Here is a 14,922-nt window from a genome sequence, read left to right as displayed (position 1 = left end):
CAATCTCTCGTGTCAATGATCGGCCGCCACGCAGGTGAAACTTCATGTCTGTCCGCAGTTGTTCCGCGGCGGCTGAACAGCGCCTCGCCTTGGAACCGGCCCTGGTGATGAGCGTCAGCCGTGGCGCGGGTCGAGCAGGCGGCCCAGCACGTCGGTGGCCCGGATCACGCCAAGCCTGCGCCCGTGCTCGGCTACGACCAGCGCCTCTGCACCTGCCTTCAGCGCCTCCATCACGGTCTTGACCGGGGTCTCGGGTGCCACCTCGGGGCCCGATGCGTTACCCGGTGCCATCACGTCGCGCGCCGTCAGCACGCCCAGCGGGTTCATGTGGGCCACGAAATCGGCGACATAGTCGCTGATCGGGTTGGCAATGATCTCGCGCGCGGTGCCGCATTGCACGATCCGGCCACCTTCCATCAGCGCGATGCGGTTGCCCAGCTTGAAGGCCTCGTCCAGGTCGTGGCTGACGAAGATGATCGTGCGCTTCAGGGTCCGTTGCAGCTCCAGCAGCTCGTCCTGCAACTTCGCGCGAATCAGCGGGTCCAGTGCCGAGAACGGCTCGTCCATCAGAAGGATCGGTGCCTCGGTTGCAAAGGCACGGGCCAGGCCAACGCGCTGCTGCATGCCACCCGACAGCTCGCCCACCTTCCGGTCGGCCCATTGCGTCAGGTTCACCAGCGCCAGTTGCGCATCCACCCGGCTGCGCCGTTCGGCCGCGGACATGCCGCCAAGCTCCAGCCCGAGCCCCACGTTCTCGCGTACCGTACGCCATGGCAAAAGGCCGAACTGCTGAAAGACCATTGCGACGCGATGCAGACGGATGCGCCGAAGGGTTGCCGGGTCGGCGTGGGTGACATCGACCAGCACATTGCCATCACAGACATGGACTGCGCCACGACAGACGGGGTTCAGGCCATTCACTGCGCGCAGCAGGGTGGATTTTCCGCTGCCTGAAAGGCCCATCAGCACCAGAATCTCGCCCTCTGCCACATCGAGCGAGCAATTGTGCACTCCCAGCACCTGTCCAGTGGCCTGCTGGATCTCGCCCCGGCTTTGCCCTTGGTCCATCAGCGGCAGGGCCCGGTCGGGGTGGTCGCCGAAGACGATCGAGACGTTCTCGAATCGCACGGCAAGCCTGGAGGTGGCGTTGGGATCGCCGGTCACAGTCATTTCTTCGCCCCCACGCGCAGCATGCGGTCAAGGATGATGGCCACCACGACGATGATGAAGCCGCTCTCGAATCCAAGCGCGGTGTTCACGCGGCTTAGCGCCTGCATGACCGGCTTGCCAAGGCCATCGGCCCCCACAAGTGCGGCAATGACCACCATCGACAGAGACAGCATGATTGTCTGATTCAGCCCCACCATGATCTGCGGCATCGCAGAAGGCAGTTCGACTTTCCAAAGGCGCTGACGTGGCGTGGCGCCAAAGGCGGTCGCGGCCTCAAGCAGTGCCGTGGGGGTCGAGGCGATGCCCAGCTGGGTCAGCCTGATCGGCGCGGGCAGGACGAAGATCACCGTGGCGATCAGGCCAGGTACCATGCCGAGGCCGAAGAAGACGATCGCCGGGATCAGGTAGACAAAGGTCGGTAGCGTCTGCATGAGGTCGAGTACCGGCACCATTGCGCGGTAAAGTCGCGGCCGGTGAGCAGCGGCGATGCCGATGGGCACGCCGATCCCCATGCAGACGACACAGGAGGCGAGGACCAGCGTCAGGCTTTCCGTCGTGGGTTTCCAGTAGCCCTGGTTGAGGATGAAAAGAAAACCCAGAAGAACCAGCAGACTGGTCTTCCACGACCGCTGCAGGATCCACGTCAGCCCGACAAAGATCGCGATGACAACCAGCGGGTGCGGCGTCTGCAGAAGCCACAGGAAGGACCGCACCATCGCCTCAAGCGCCGAAGCGATGGCGTCGAAGATCGGCGCGGCGTTGACCTTCAGCCAGTCAAAGATCGTCTGCGCCGTTCGCCCCACCGGAATCTTGTAACTGGTCAGCAAGTCCAGCACGCAGAGTCCCTTTCGCTAGCTAGGAAACGAGGCCGCGGCAGCATACCAGCCACTGCCGCGGGCCGTGATTGATTGCACTCAGTTCAGCGCCGCAGCGACGGCCGCCTTGGCATCGCCGCCATCCCTGGTCGTGACACCTTCCAGCCACGGCTCCCAGGTTGCGGGATTGGCCGCAAGCCAGGCCTTTGCCGCCTCTTGGGGATCGGCCCCGTCATTCAGGATGGCCCCCATGATCTCGTTTTCCATCTGAAGCGAGAACACAAGATTTTGCAGGAACTTTCCCGTGTTCGGGCATTCCTGGACATAGCCCTTGCGGGTATTGGTCGCCACGATCGCACCACCGAAATCGGGTCCGAACCAGTCATCGCCGCCGGAAAGATAGGTCAGCTGGAAGCTGGAGTTCATCGGATGCGGTTCCCAACCCAGGAAGACTATGGGTTCGCCACGCTGATCGGCACGGGCGACCTGGGCCAGCATCCCCTGTTCCGAGCTTTCCACCACCTCGAAGCCGGACAGCCCGAAGGCATCGGCCGCGATCATGTCGAGAATCAGGCGGTTGCCGTCATTTCCGGGCTCGATCCCGTAAATTTTTCCGTCCAGCGCATCCCGGTGGGTGGCGATGTCGGCGAAGTCCTTGATTCCCAAAGCCGCACCTGCGGCGTTGGTTGCCAGCGTGTACTTTGCGCCCTCAAGGTTGGTGCGCACTGTCTCTACCGTTCCGGCTTCGCGGTAGGGGGCGATGTCGGCCTCCATCGTGGGCATCCAGTTGCCAAGGAAGACGTCGATATCCCCCTCGGCCAGTCCGGTGAATGTGACGGGCAGGGACAGGACCTTGGTCTCGGTCTCATAACCCAGGGCTTCCAGAACGACGGTCGTGGCGGCCGTGGTGGCGGTGATGTCGGTCCAGCCGACATCGGAGAAGACGATCCGGTCGCAGCTTGCGGCAAAGGCGCTGCCGGCCATGGCAAAAGTGACCGCTGTGGTCAGAAGGGTGGAACGGATGGGCATGGCTACTCCCTGTGGCGTTTTTGTTGATTGACGAGTCAATAAACTTCGTGCTGATACGGTTTGGCAAGCACTTTGTGAGGCCGCGCCGATGCCGAAGCTTGGGATGGAGCCTATCCGCAAGGAAGCCCTGGTAAAAGCCACCATTGTCGAGATCGGCAGGGTGGGTTCGCTGGATGTGACGGTCGGTCAGATCGCGAAGCGGGCCGGAATGTCGCCTGCGCTGGCGCATCACTACTTCGGGTCGAAGGAGGAGATGTTCCTCGCCGCCATGCGTCACATTCTGACGCTTTACGGGGCCGAGGTGCGGGGGGCGCTGGCCGCGGCAGAGGGGCCGGAAGGGCGCATCAGGGCGATCCTGGTTGCCAGCTTCAGCCCGGGCAATTTCCGGCGCGAGGCGGTCAGCGCCTGGCTGAACTTCTGGGTTCTGGCGCAATCCGTGCCACAGGCAAAGCGGCTTCTGGCGATCTATCAGCGGCGGCTGCAGTCGAATCTTGTCGCGGCGCTGCGCCCCCTTGCGGGGCGGCGGGCCCTCGAAATCGCCGAATCGCTGGGGGCCATGATCGACGGCCTCTATCTGCGTGAGGTTCTTAAATCCGGTCCCCCTGACGGTGCGGCGGCCGTGGCCATGGCGCTGCGTCATCTGGAGGCAGAACTCGAGCAGGGTGGTGGGGAATGACGGCAGAATATGTGATCGTCGGTGCCGGCTCGGCAGGCTGCGCCATGGCCTACCGTCTGGCCGAGGCTGGCCGCAAGGTCACCGTGATCGAACACGGCGGTTCTGATGCCGGACCTTTCATCCAGATGCCCGGCGCGCTGTCCTACCCGATGAACATGGGCATCTACGACTGGGGCTTCACCACGGAACCCGAGCCGCATCTCGGGGGACGCGTTCTTGCGACGCCGCGCGGAAAGGTGCTGGGTGGATCCTCGTCCATCAACGGGATGGTCTATGTGCGTGGCCATGCGCGCGACTTCGACACATGGGCCGAGATGGGGGCGGACGGCTGGTCCTATGCCGATGTCCTTCCGTATTTCAAGCGGATGGAACATTCGCACGGCGGTTCCGGGCCCGAGTTCCGGGGCACGGACGGCCCGCTGCATGTGACGCGCGGCTCACGATCGAACCCGCTTTTCGATGCCTTCATCAAGGCGGGCGAGCAGGCTGGATACCCGGTGACCGCCGATTACAACGGCCAGCAGCAGGAAGGCTTCGGCCCGATGGAGGCGACGATCTGGAAGGGGCGCCGCTGGTCTGCGGCCAACGCCTACCTGAAGCCCGCGCTGAAGACCGGGAACGTGACCATCGTGCGTGGCTTCGCCCGCAAGGTGGTGATGGAAGGCACCCGCGCCGTCGGCGTGGAAATCGAGCGTGGCGGTCGGATGCAGGTCATCCGCGCGGCGCGCGAGGTCATCCTTGCGGCCTCGTCGATCAACACGCCGAAGCTCCTGATGCTGTCGGGCATCGGTCCGGCCGAGCATCTGCGCGCGCATGGAATCGAGGTCGTGGCCGACCGCAAGGGCGTGGGTGCAAACCTTCAGGACCATCTTGAAATCTACATGCAGTTTTCGGCCCTGCAGCCGATAACGCTTTATAAGTACTGGAATCTCATCGGAAAGGCGTGGGTCGGGGCACAGTGGCTTCTGACTGGCGGCGGACCTGGCGCGTCGAACCAGTTCGAAGCCTGTGCCTTCATCCGGTCCCGCGCCGGGGTGGAATACCCCGATATCCAGTATCATTTCCTGCCCATCGCCGTTCGCTATGACGGCAAGGCAGTGGCCGAAGGCCACGGCTTTCAGGCCCATGTCGGGCCGATGCGGTCCAAGTCGCGTGGTTCGGTCACCTTGCGGTCGGCAAATCCGGCGGATGCGCCGGTCATCCGTTTCAACTACATGTCCCACCCCGAAGACTGGGAGGATTTTCGCGCCTGCATCCGCCTGACGCGCGAGATCTTCGCCCAGGAGGCCTTCAAGCCCTTCGTCAAGGCAGAACTCGCCCCCGGTCCGACGGTCCAGAGCGACGTGGAAATGGACGACTACCTGCGCGAACACGTCGAAAGCGCTTATCACCCTTGCGGGACTGCCCGCATGGGGCGCGCCAGCGATCCGATGGCGGTCGTGGACCCGGAATGCCGGGTGATCGGGGTGCAGGGACTGCGGGTTGCCGATTCCTCCATCTTCCCGCAGGTCACGAACGGCAACCTGAACGGTCCCTCTATCATGACCGGCGAGAAAGCCGCCGATCACATCCTGGGGCGGACACCGCTGCCGGCCTCGAACCTGCAACCCTGGATCAACCCGAACTGGCGGGTATCGCAGCGCTGACTTGATCCCGGTCAAGGCCCGGGTATTCGATCCGGGTCTAGATGCACAAAGACAATCGAAAGGAGACCGGAATGTCGAACACCCCGCATACCCTCCAGGAGGAATTCCCTGGGATGGCGGCAAAGATCAGCGCACTGAAGGTTTCGGATGCGCATTTTGCCCGGCTGCTGGAGGAATACGATGCGGTCAACGACAAGGTTCATCGCGCCGAAACCCGGCTGGACCTTCTGACCGAAGCCGAGGAAGAGGTGCTGCGCAAGACACGTTCGCGCCTGAAGGACCAGATCGCTGCGGCGCTGCGGAAATAGCAGCAGCTGGTGGAAGACATGGTGCCCTCCTCGCAGAGCTTCCGGGGAGGGCGCAAAGCGAATGACGAGGTTCAGCCGATCCCGTAGGGCAGGATGTCGCGGGCGTTGGGGTTGATCGTCAGTCGCCCTTCCAGTGGCGGGACCGACCGCTGGTGGCAGTTGGTGCGTTCGCAGATCCGGCAGGAAATGCCGATGGGTTCGAACCGGCCCTTCAGGTCCAGCCCGTCGGAATAGACAAGCTGCGGCGCATGCTGAACCTCGCAGCCAAGTCCGATGGCATAACGGCGGACCGGGGCGAGGAAGGCCCCGCCGGGTTTCGACACGTCGCGGGCCAGGCAGAGATAGCGGACACCGTCCGGCGTCTCGGCTAGTTGTCTCAGGAATTGTCCGGGGGTTTCAAAGGCCTGATGGACATTCCACAGCGGGCAGGCGCCGCCGAAGCGTGCGAATTGCAGGCGTGTGGAAGAGTGGCGTTTGGTGATCGTGCCGGCCTGATCCACGCGGACGAAGAAGAAGGGAATTCCCTTCGCGCCGGGGCGTTGCAAGGTTGAAAGGCGGTGGCCGACCTGCTCGATCGAGGCGCCGAAAATGTCGGCCAGACGTTCCAGATCATGCCGGACCTCCTGCGCGGTGGTCAGGAAGGCGCGGTAGGGAAGCAGCGCGGCGCCGGCGAAATAGTTTGCAAGGCCGATCTTGGCGATGTCGCGGGCCTCGGGTGTAGAAAATCGGGCTAGGTCCAGCGTGGCTTCCAAGAGATCGTTCTGTGTCAGCAAAGCGATCTGATGCAGAAGCTGGAAGCGCCGAGAGGGGCCGGAAGCGCGGGCGGAAATGTCCAGCCGTCGCGCTGACGGATCATAGTGACGAAGGGGCGCGGTGTTCGAATAGTGCAAGCTGATTCCCGCGCGTCTAAGCACTTCTTGGGCCAGGTTTTCAATTGTTTTGCCGTTATTTGCAGACGTTGCAAAATGTTCGGCTGCGCGGTCGATCGCATCAAGGTAATTGTCGCAATAGTGAAAGAAATCGCGCACCTCTTCCCAAGGGGAAGGGCGCAGGGCGGCATCCTCGCGCCCCAGTGCCTCGTCCAGCGAAGCCAGGCGTTCGTGCGTCTGGCGGTAGGCGCGATGCAGGTCCAGAAAGGCTCGTGCCAGGGCGGGGGCGTTTGAGGCAGCAAGCCGCAGGTCCGCAAGCGGTGGGCTGGCAGAGGTGAAGACCGGATCCGCCAGGGCCTCGCGCATGTCGGTGACCAGGCGCTCGCTCTCGCCAACGGTCAGTTCGGTCACATCCAGGCCGAATTCCTGCGCCAGGGCCAGGACAACCGCCGCGCTGACGGGTCGGTGGTTGTTTTCCATCTGGTTCAGATAGGGCAGGGACACCGACAGCTTGTCGGCAAAGGCCTTTTGCGTCAGGCCAAGCCGGCCCCTTATCTCGCGCAGCTTGACTCCGGCATAGAGCTTCTGGGTGGGCATCGGACCTCCAGCTTTGCAAAGCCGAGCTTCGCTTTGCAAAGCGCCATGGTCAAGCGCCCAGTTGCCGGGCCCGGCGCATCACCGACAGAATCGCAAGTACCGAGGCCAGGGACGAGGCCAGCATCAGCAGCACCAGCGGCAATTCCGTAGCCCCCGGACCCAGCAGCACGCCTGCGAACGCTGCAAGTCCCGCGCCGCCGCCTATCGTGATCGCCCCGCCAAGACCCGAGGCGGTGCCGGCAAGTTCGGGCCGCACCGAAAGCATTCCGGCATTGGCATTCGGCAGGCAGATACCATTCCCCAGGCCCATGAACAGGGTGAGGCCGAAGAAGGTGATCGGCCCCGACAGTCCAGCCAGCGTCAGAACTGCCAGCAGGGCAAGTCCCAGGGTGGTCACCAGCGTGCCGATCAGGATCATCCGGTTCATGCCAATTCGCACCGAATATCGCCCCGCAACGAAATTTCCGCCTGCATAGCCTACGGCAGTAAGGGCAAATAGCCCGCCAACTGCCGAAGATGACAGGCCAAAGACCTTGTCGCCCACATAGGGCGCGCCGCCCAGAAAGGCGAAGAAGCAGCCCGAGGCAAATGCCGCCGCCAGTGTATAGCCCCAGAACCTGCGCGAGGCGAAAAGTGCGGGATAGGTCCGCGCCTGTTGGCGCAAGGTCACCAGGCGCAGGGTCGCCGTCTCGCCCAGATCGGCCCAGACCAGCCAAAGCACCCCGGCGCCCAGCACCAGCAGCAGGGCAAAGTTCGCCTGCCAGCCGTAAAGGTCGTCCAGCACGCCGCCGATCACCGGGCCGATCATCGGCACCAGGCTCATCCCCATGGTGACATAGCCGATCATGCTGGCGGCTTGCGCATCATCCACCATGTCGCGGACGACGGCGCGTGACAGCACCATGCCTGCGGCGATGACGGCCTGCGCCATACGGAAGATCAGGAATACTGTGGCATTGGGTGCCAGCAGCGTTCCGACCGTTGCCATCAGGAACAGCAGCAGCGACCAGATCAGCACCTTGCGGCGCCCGTAGCGGTCCGAGATCGGCCCGATGACGACCTGCAGAGCAGCAGACAGGGCGAGGTACAGCGCGACCGATTGCTGCATCACGCCGTAGGGCACCCCGAACCAGACCGCCATCCCCGGAAGCGAAGGCAGGAAGATGTTCATGGTCAATGCCGACAATCCGGCCAGCAGGATAAGGGTGACGATCCTGGGCGGGGTCGTTCGATCAAGGAAGCGGGATGATTGCATGCGCAACGGCTACGCCCGGCGCAGGGCATTGTCCACCGTCGGACTGCGCGGCCAGAGACGCCGGGCCGCCCCTAGCCCCATTTGTGGAAGATGAAGAAGGCGCCAACCGCAATGAAGGCAAAGCCGAGCGCATGGTTCCAGGCAAGGGGCTCTTTCAGATACAGCACGGAAAAGACAGCGAAGACCGAAAGCGTGATGACCTCCTGGATCGTCTTCAGCTCGGCCGCCGAGAAATGGCTATGCCCGATCCGGTTGGCAGGCACCTGCAAGAGATATTCGAAAAAGGCGATCCCCCAGCTGACCAGGATGACGGTCAGAAGCGGGGCTGACTTGAACTTCAGGTGTCCGTACCAGGCAAAGGTCATGAAGATGTTCGACGCAAGCAGCAGGCCAATGGTCAGGACGGGAACGGGAAGGCTGGGCATGATGTCCTCGCTTGATTGTCGTGGCTTCCATACGCCTGCGCGTGGCGGCTCTCCAGATATTCGCGGATTTGCAATTTGAACGGCAGGCATTCAAACAAATTTGCAAATTTTCTGTTTCTTGCTTCTCGCCTGCGGACCATTCCCCTAGATTGGCGTGGCCGTCAGGCAGGGGGGAAGCCATGAAAGACATCCTGAACGAACTGGAAGCCCGTCGCGAGGTTGCCCGGGCCGGCGGGGGAGAGCGCCGCGTGGCGGCGCAACATTCCAAGGGCAAACTGACCGCGCGCGAAAGGATCGAGCTTCTGCTCGACGAGGGCAGCTTCGAGGAATTCGACATGTTCGTCACCCACCGCTGCACCGACTTCGGGATGGAGAAAGACCGCCCGCCGGGCGATGGCGTAGTGACCGGCTGGGGCACGATCAACGGACGGCAGGTCTATGTCTTCAGTCAGGACTTCACGGTCATGGGAGGGTCGGTCAGCGAAACCCACGGCGCGAAGATCTGCAAGATCATGGACATGGCAATGCAGAACGGCGCTCCGGTCATCGGCATCAACGATTCGGGTGGGGCGCGCATCCAGGAAGGCGTAGCCAGCCTTGCCGCCTATGGCGAAGTGTTCCAGCGCAACATCGAAGCTTCGGGCGTGATCCCTCAGATCTCCCTCATCATGGGCCCCTGCGCAGGCGGCGCAGTCTATTCCCCTGCAATGACCGACTTCATCTACATGGTGAAGGACAGTTCCTACATGTTCGTCACCGGTCCCGACGTGGTGAAGACGGTGACGAACGAGATGGTCACGGCCGAGGAACTGGGTGGTGCCTCGACGCACACCCGCAAGTCCTCGGTCGCGGACGGGGCCTTCGAGAATGACGTCGAGGCCCTGGCCGAGATTCGCCGCCTGTTCGACTTCCTGCCCCTGAACAACCGCCAGAAGCCGCCAGTGCGGCCCTTCTTCGACGACCCCGCCCGGATCGAACCCAGCCTTGACACTCTGGTGCCGGACAATCCGAACCAGCCCTATGACATGAAGGAGCTGATCCTGAAGGTCGCGGACGAGGGCGATTTCTTCGAGATCCAGAAGGACTTTGCCGCCAACATCATCATCGGCTTCATCCGGCTGGAGGGCCAGACGGTGGGGGTGGTGGCCAATCAGCCCATGGTGCTGGCCGGCTGTCTCGACATCGACGCCAGCCGCAAGGCCGCGCGGTTCGTGCGCTTTTGCGATGCCTTCGAAATCCCGATCCTGACCTTCGTCGACGTGCCGGGTTTCCTGCCGGGGACGGGGCAGGAATACGGGGGCGTCATCAAGCACGGGGCGAAGCTTCTCTTCGCTTACGGCGAGGCGACGGTGCCCAAGGTCACGGTGCTGACCCGCAAGACCTATGGCGGGGCTTATGTTGTCATGGCGTCGAAGCACCTGAAGGCCGATTTCAACTATGCCTGGCCCACGGCCGAGGTGGCGGTGATGGGGGCGAAGGGGGCGGTCGAGATCCTGTATCGCAGCGAGCTGGGCGAGCCGGAGAAGATCGCTGCGCGGGTGAAGGATTACGAGGATCGTTTCGCCAATCCCTTCGTGGCGGCGGAAAAGGGGTTCATCGACGAGGTGATCATGCCGCATTCGACGCGCCGCCGGGTGGCGCGGGCTTTTGCGGCCCTGCGGGGCAAGAAGGCGGCGATGCCCTGGAAGAAACACGACAACATTCCGCTGTGACGATGATGGATTTACGCCGCCTGATCCCGGCTATTCTGATCCTGTCAGGTCTTTCCGCCTGTCAGGACGAGGCGCCTGCACCCGATGCGATTTCGGTGCCATCGGGGCGGGCGCTGTCGCTGATCGAGGTCGTGACGAATGTGCCCGGGCCAGAAGGGGCGACCGCGCGCTTCCGGTTCCTTGCCCCGGGCCTGAAACCCGAGGAAGCTGCTGCGGCACAGGACGACATGCAGGTGCTGTGCGATGAATATGCTCTGCCCCGGACTTCGGGCATGGTTCCTGCACCGCGCCAGATCATCATATCGCTTTCCGCAGAAAAGGTTCCCTTTGGCCAGGCTGCGCCTGGGGTCGTGCAGTTCTTCGAAGCCTACAGTCTTCAGGACGGGGCCTGCATGTGGGAACAGTTCTGATGCATGAACAAAATCTTGTATTTCCGGCTGGCGCGACCCAAGAGGCTGATGTAGGAACGCAACAGGTCGCAAACTTGGTTCGGCTGTCGTGTTCTTCCGTTACCCGTTCGGGTATGGTATTGGCAGGCCGGCCCAAATCGGCCGAATGCAACAAATCGGAACGTACTGCCGGTGATGGCATGTCCGGGCCGCAAAAAGGATGGAGTAGAGGATGTCGAAGAGCGGAATCGTTCTGGTCATGGCTATGGTTGCAACCCTGGCTGCTTGCGCCAAGAAGGAAGAGCCGACCCCCGTCGAGCCGGTCACCGTCGAGCCGACCTACACCGGCAAGTACAAGTGATCTTTCGGGACGGGCCTGGCTGCCTTGGGCGGAAAGGCCCGTCCCTCACCTCTGCCCTGACGGGTTCGGTGTAGCCCTCGGGCCGGATTTTCCCCCCAGACATCCTACCCCTTTCGGTCGGAGCCTATGGGCCACCCGGTCGATTTTGCTTATGCGTCCGGCCACTGCCACAAAAGGGAGCCTGGTCAGATGCTGAAGCACCGCGGCTTTCCCGGACGGATGCCGGGAACCGATTTCCAGTTCACGATCCGCCGCGCCAACGTGAAGGAAGGCGCGACAAAACTCATCCGGCGCGAGCGGTTCAAGGACCGCAAGAAGCTGGACCGGGCTGCGGATGCGGCCTTCATGGCCGCACTCTGGCAGTATTTCGGCGAAGAACCATTCCAGCGCGGCAACCTGGATGCAGGGCGGCTGTCCTGGCTGTTCGGCCGCGAGGTTGTGCCCGCCGAGGATCCGTTTGATCCCTGTTCCTACGAGGCGCTTTTGCGCATCGACGTGAAGCGCGCCGAGGCGTCCTTTCCCGAAGTGTTCGCCCCGGATGCACCCGCAGCGTCCGACGACTGGGATGACGAGGACGAGCAGGCATGAAGGCGCCGATGCTGCACCCGTCTCGGCAAGCTTTTGCGCAAGGCTGCGCACGTGGTGGCGATGCCATTGCACCGGGCACCGTTGCGCGGCACGATTGCCTTGCGGATCATTGGCAGTTTGCCCGTGGTGTGCGCAGACACAGTTGTTACCCTTCCCCTTCCCTTCGGCCCGGCCCATCCCAGGCCGGGCCTACCCTTGGCGGGCAGTCCTCTGCCGATTGCGCAACCCGGCCGAGAAACTGCTTTGAATCCAGTGCCGTTGCAGTAAAATCCGCAGCAATAACGACAACTGAACGAGGCAGTTCTTCATGCGCAAGTCGCTCATCCTTTTCGCTGTTCTGTCCATGCCGCTTTCCGGCTGCATGCAGGATCCCACGTCGCGCGGGCTGGCTGGTGCCGCCGCAGGCGCGCTGGTCGCCGATGCGCTGGACGAAAACATCATCGCCGGTGCCGCGCTGGGCGGCCTTGCCGGTGCTGCTACTTGCGGCATCGAACTGGGCCTGCCGCCCTGCCGCCCGTCTTACTGATCTGACCGCCTTCAGGCGGGTCCAAACCTTTACAAGGGCCATCCGGGCTGAGCGCCGGGGTGGCCCTTTGCCATTCGTGCCGCAAGGGGGAGCCGATGTTTGACAAGATCCTGATCGCCAACCGGGGCGAGATCGCATGTCGCGTGATCAAGACCGCGCGCAGGATGGGGATCAAGACCGTGGCGGTCTATTCCGATGCCGACCGCAACGCGCTGCATGTGCAGATGGCGGACGAAGCGGTGCATATCGGGCCGCCCCCCGCCGCACAGTCCTATATCGTGATCGAGCGCATCCTGGATGCGATCCGCAGGACGGGTGCGCAGGCCGTGCATCCGGGCTATGGCTTTCTCAGCGAGAACATGAATTTCGCCGCCGCGCTGGAGAAGGAGGGCGTCACCTTCATCGGCCCGCCTAGCCCCGCCATCGAGGCGATGGGCGACAAGATCACCTCGAAGAAGCTGGCGATGGAGGCTGGTGTTTCCACGGTTCCCGGCTACATGGGCCTGATTTCGGACGCTGCCGAGGCGGTGAAGATCAGCCACGAGATCGGCTATCCGGTGATGATCAAGGCCAGCGCGGGCGGCGGCGGCAAGGGGATGCGGATCGCATGGAACGACCAGGAAGCGGCCGAGGGCTTCCAGTCGTCGAAGAACGAGGCGGCGGCCAGCTTCGGCGACGATCGCATCTTCATCGAGAAGTTCGTGACCCAGCCAAGGCATATCGAGATCCAGGTCCTGGCCGACAAGCACGGCAACTGCGTCTATCTGCATGAGCGTGAGTGCAGCATCCAGCGCCGGAACCAGAAGGTCATCGAAGAGGCACCTTCGCCCTTCCTGGACGAGGCAACCCGCAAGGCCATGGGGGAACAGGCCTGCGCGCTGGCCCGCGCCGTGGGTTATACCAGCGCCGGGACGGTCGAGTTCATCGTCGATGGCAGCCGCAATTTCTATTTCCTTGAAATGAATACCCGTTTGCAGGTCGAACATCCGGTCACGGAACTGATCACCGGCATCGACCTAGTGGAACAGATGATCCGCGTCGCCGCCGGCGAACCGCTGCCCTTCCGGCAGGAGGATCTGAAGATCAACGGCTGGGCGATCGAAAGCCGGCTCTATGCCGAAGATCCCTATCGCAACTTCCTGCCCTCGATCGGCCGTCTCACCCGCTACCGGCCGCCTGTGGAAGGCCCGACAGAACGCGGCGGGATCGTGCGCAATGATACCGGCGTCTACGAGGGCGGCGAGATCAGCATGTTCTACGACCCGATGATCGCCAAGCTTTGCACCTGGGCCCCGACCCGCGCCGCGGCGATCGAGGAGATGCGCCTTGCGCTGGACACGTTCGAGGTCGAGGGAATTGGCCACAACCTGCCCTTCGTCGGCGCGGTGATGGACCATCCGCGCTTTGTTTCGGGCAACATCACCACGGCCTTCATCGCCGAGGAATACCCCGATGGCTTTCAGGGCGCGGTGCTGGAGGAAGCGACCCTGCGCCGGGTAGCAGCGGCGGCGGCGGCGATGAACCGGGTGGCCGAAATCCGCCGGACGCGGATTTCCGGCACGATGGACAACCACACCCGCCGCGTGGGAGATGACTGGATCGTGACCCTGCAAGGCCAGAGCCATTCGGTCAGGATCGCGGCAGATCCGAACGGGTCCACCGTGACCTTCGCCGATGGCGAAAGCCTGCGCGTCGAAAGCGACTGGACACCGGGCCAGCCGCTGGCCCGGCTCTGGGTCGAAGGCACGGTGCTGGCGATCAAGGTGGGCAAGATTCCGATGGGCTTCCGCATGCGTCTGCGCGGGGCCGACCTGAAGGTCCATGTCCAGACCCCGCGCCAGAAGGCGCTGGCTGCCCTGATGCTGGAGAAGGCCCCGCCGGACACGTCGAAATACCTGCTTTGCCCGATGCCGGGCCTGGTGGTGAAGATCGACGTGGCCGTGGGCGACGAGGTTCAGGAGGGCCAGGCGCTGGCCACCGTCGAGGCGATGAAGATGGAAAACATTCTCAAGGCCGAACGCAAGGGTGTGGTCAAGGCCGTCAGGGCCGCACCAGGCGCAAGCCTCAAGGTCGATGACGTGATCCTCGAGTTCGAATGATGTCAGCGCCCGGCCGGGTTCCGTTCAAGAATTTCCTGCCGACGCAGGGGAAGCCTGTCTATGGCGTGCGTGATTTCGCGCAGATCCCAAGGCAGGGGCTTGCGGATCACCGGGCGCAGATCCTTGTCCATGATCACCAGCGAAAAGCCGCGCGGGCGCAGTTTCTGGCGCCATTCGCTGCGCGCCGCGGGGTCGGTGTCGATGACCAGAATCACGTCGCGCTCTTCCAGATCGGCGTAAGAGCGCGACAGAAGGTCCATCTGTCGCACGAAATTTGGATCATTGGGGCTGTCTGCGAACACGACAAGGGGCCGCCTGACGTAAAGCTGTTCGTCGAAGGCGACCTCTGTCGCAGGAAGGGGGCCGAAGGGCGCAGGCCCCTCTTCCGTCGCCTCGGCGACTGCGATCAGGGGCAGAAGGGCAACGAAAACAAGCGCGTGCAGGGGTTTCATGGGGC

At 63.2% G+C, this 14,922-nt stretch carries 16 protein-coding genes; 9 read left to right on the top strand and 7 right to left on the bottom strand.

The window, feature by feature from the left end:
• Window positions 1–114: 114 nt before the first annotated feature.
• The 3 genes from choV to choX all read right to left on the bottom strand — a co-directional run bounded on the left by choV (window position 115) and on the right by choX (window position 3,014).
• Window positions 115–1,170: a choline ABC transporter ATP-binding protein gene (choV, locus tag EYB42_RS14995; protein WP_135450940.1), complete on the bottom strand. Its 1,056-nt coding sequence runs from the start codon at window positions 1,168–1,170 to the stop codon at window positions 115–117.
• Window positions 1,167–2,003, bottom strand: a complete 837-nt coding sequence (choW, locus tag EYB42_RS14990; protein WP_135450959.1) for a choline ABC transporter permease subunit — start codon at window positions 2,001–2,003, stop codon at window positions 1,167–1,169. Before choW ends, choV begins: the two co-directional genes overlap by 4 nt.
• Before the next feature lie 81 nt (window positions 2,004–2,084).
• On the bottom strand, window positions 2,085–3,014 hold the full coding sequence (choX, locus tag EYB42_RS14985) for a choline ABC transporter substrate-binding protein (protein WP_135450939.1): 930 nt from the start codon (window positions 3,012–3,014) through the stop codon (window positions 2,085–2,087).
• 88 nt (window positions 3,015–3,102) lie between these two features.
• Between choX and betI the strand changes: the two genes are divergently transcribed.
• The 3 genes from betI to EYB42_RS14970 all read left to right on the top strand — a co-directional run bounded on the left by betI (window position 3,103) and on the right by EYB42_RS14970 (window position 5,644).
• Window positions 3,103–3,690: a transcriptional regulator BetI gene (gene betI / locus EYB42_RS14980; RefSeq protein ID WP_135450938.1), complete on the top strand. Its 588-nt coding sequence runs from the start codon at window positions 3,103–3,105 to the stop codon at window positions 3,688–3,690.
• Entirely contained in the window at window positions 3,687–5,336 is a 1,650-nt protein-coding gene (betA, locus tag EYB42_RS14975) for a choline dehydrogenase (RefSeq protein WP_135450937.1), read from the top strand. The genes betI and betA overlap by 4 nt, the downstream gene beginning before the upstream one ends.
• Before the next feature lie 71 nt (window positions 5,337–5,407).
• On the top strand, window positions 5,408–5,644 hold the full coding sequence (locus tag EYB42_RS14970; protein WP_135450936.1) for a YdcH family protein: 237 nt from the start codon (window positions 5,408–5,410) through the stop codon (window positions 5,642–5,644).
• Between the two features lie 71 nt (window positions 5,645–5,715).
• Here the strand turns inward: EYB42_RS14970 and EYB42_RS14965 are convergent, their stop codons facing one another.
• The 3 genes from EYB42_RS14965 to EYB42_RS14955 form a co-directional block, all read right to left on the bottom strand.
• Window positions 5,716–7,110, bottom strand: a complete 1,395-nt coding sequence (locus EYB42_RS14965; protein WP_135450935.1) for a helix-turn-helix domain-containing protein — start codon at window positions 7,108–7,110, stop codon at window positions 5,716–5,718.
• A gap of 49 nt (window positions 7,111–7,159) precedes the next feature.
• Window positions 7,160–8,365: a multidrug effflux MFS transporter gene (locus EYB42_RS14960; protein ID WP_135450934.1), complete on the bottom strand. Its 1,206-nt coding sequence runs from the start codon at window positions 8,363–8,365 to the stop codon at window positions 7,160–7,162.
• Between the two features lie 71 nt (window positions 8,366–8,436).
• On the bottom strand, window positions 8,437–8,790 hold the full coding sequence (locus EYB42_RS14955; protein ID WP_135450933.1) for a DMT family protein: 354 nt from the start codon (window positions 8,788–8,790) through the stop codon (window positions 8,437–8,439).
• A gap of 179 nt (window positions 8,791–8,969) precedes the next feature.
• Here EYB42_RS14955 and EYB42_RS14950 point away from each other — a divergent pair, with 179 nt between their 5' ends.
• From EYB42_RS14950 to EYB42_RS14930, 6 genes are all read left to right on the top strand, one after another.
• On the top strand, window positions 8,970–10,502 hold the full coding sequence (locus EYB42_RS14950) for an acyl-CoA carboxylase subunit beta (protein WP_135450932.1): 1,533 nt from the start codon (window positions 8,970–8,972) through the stop codon (window positions 10,500–10,502).
• 2 nt (window positions 10,503–10,504) lie between these two features.
• Window positions 10,505–10,912, top strand: a complete 408-nt coding sequence (locus EYB42_RS14945) for a DUF6497 family protein (RefSeq protein WP_240784197.1) — start codon at window positions 10,505–10,507, stop codon at window positions 10,910–10,912.
• A gap of 211 nt (window positions 10,913–11,123) precedes the next feature.
• On the top strand, window positions 11,124–11,252 hold the full coding sequence (locus EYB42_RS17745; protein WP_256371610.1) for a hypothetical protein: 129 nt from the start codon (window positions 11,124–11,126) through the stop codon (window positions 11,250–11,252).
• Window positions 11,253–11,441: 189 nt separating this feature from the next.
• Window positions 11,442–11,840 (top strand): hypothetical protein, encoded by a 399-nt coding sequence (locus EYB42_RS14940; protein WP_135450931.1) that lies wholly within the window; start codon window positions 11,442–11,444, stop codon window positions 11,838–11,840.
• Window positions 11,841–12,147: 307 nt separating this feature from the next.
• On the top strand, window positions 12,148–12,366 hold the full coding sequence (locus EYB42_RS14935; protein WP_135450930.1) for a hypothetical protein: 219 nt from the start codon (window positions 12,148–12,150) through the stop codon (window positions 12,364–12,366).
• 95 nt (window positions 12,367–12,461) lie between these two features.
• Window positions 12,462–14,465: an acetyl-CoA carboxylase biotin carboxylase subunit gene (locus EYB42_RS14930; protein WP_135450929.1), complete on the top strand. Its 2,004-nt coding sequence runs from the start codon at window positions 12,462–12,464 to the stop codon at window positions 14,463–14,465.
• Between the two features lie 2 nt (window positions 14,466–14,467).
• Here the strand turns inward: EYB42_RS14930 and EYB42_RS14925 are convergent, their stop codons facing one another.
• The gene (locus EYB42_RS14925) at window positions 14,468–14,917 is read right to left on the bottom strand and encodes a DUF4174 domain-containing protein (RefSeq protein ID WP_135450928.1); all 450 of its coding nucleotides are present in this window, start codon (window positions 14,915–14,917) and stop codon (window positions 14,468–14,470) included.
• Window positions 14,918–14,922 lie beyond the last annotated feature (5 nt).

Origin of the sequence: Tabrizicola caldifontis, assembly GCF_004762095.1 — a bacterium.
GTDB classification, from domain to species: Bacteria; Pseudomonadota; Alphaproteobacteria; order Rhodobacterales; family Rhodobacteraceae; genus Tabrizicola; species Tabrizicola caldifontis.
Note: the sequence above shows the minus strand (reverse complement) of the source record. Positions and strands in the feature narration are given on the sequence as shown.

Excerpts from the sequence above, each read along its gene's own strand:
- EYB42_RS14945 (WP_240784197.1), top strand. The coding sequence starts at position 10,505 with ATGATGGATTTACGCCGCCTGATCCCGGCTATTCTGATCCTGTCAGGT.
- EYB42_RS17745 (WP_256371610.1), top strand. The coding sequence starts at position 11,124 with ATGTCGAAGAGCGGAATCGTTCTGGTCATGGCTATGGTTGCAACCCTG.
- choV (WP_135450940.1), bottom strand. The coding sequence starts at position 1,170 with ATGACTGTGACCGGCGATCCCAACGCCACCTCCAGGCTTGCCGTGCGA.
- EYB42_RS14940 (WP_135450931.1), top strand. The coding sequence starts at position 11,442 with ATGCTGAAGCACCGCGGCTTTCCCGGACGGATGCCGGGAACCGATTTC.
- betA (WP_135450937.1), top strand. The coding sequence starts at position 3,687 with ATGACGGCAGAATATGTGATCGTCGGTGCCGGCTCGGCAGGCTGCGCC.
- betI (WP_135450938.1), top strand. The coding sequence starts at position 3,103 with ATGCCGAAGCTTGGGATGGAGCCTATCCGCAAGGAAGCCCTGGTAAAA.
- EYB42_RS14930 (WP_135450929.1), top strand. The coding sequence starts at position 12,462 with ATGTTTGACAAGATCCTGATCGCCAACCGGGGCGAGATCGCATGTCGC.
- EYB42_RS14955 (WP_135450933.1), bottom strand. The coding sequence starts at position 8,790 with ATGCCCAGCCTTCCCGTTCCCGTCCTGACCATTGGCCTGCTGCTTGCG.
- EYB42_RS14960 (WP_135450934.1), bottom strand. The coding sequence starts at position 8,365 with ATGCAATCATCCCGCTTCCTTGATCGAACGACCCCGCCCAGGATCGTC.
- EYB42_RS14935 (WP_135450930.1), top strand. The coding sequence starts at position 12,148 with ATGCGCAAGTCGCTCATCCTTTTCGCTGTTCTGTCCATGCCGCTTTCC.
- EYB42_RS14970 (WP_135450936.1), top strand. The coding sequence starts at position 5,408 with ATGTCGAACACCCCGCATACCCTCCAGGAGGAATTCCCTGGGATGGCG.
- EYB42_RS14965 (WP_135450935.1), bottom strand. The coding sequence starts at position 7,110 with ATGCCCACCCAGAAGCTCTATGCCGGAGTCAAGCTGCGCGAGATAAGG.
- EYB42_RS14950 (WP_135450932.1), top strand. The coding sequence starts at position 8,970 with ATGAAAGACATCCTGAACGAACTGGAAGCCCGTCGCGAGGTTGCCCGG.
- EYB42_RS14925 (WP_135450928.1), bottom strand. The coding sequence starts at position 14,917 with ATGAAACCCCTGCACGCGCTTGTTTTCGTTGCCCTTCTGCCCCTGATC.
- choX (WP_135450939.1), bottom strand. The coding sequence starts at position 3,014 with ATGCCCATCCGTTCCACCCTTCTGACCACAGCGGTCACTTTTGCCATG.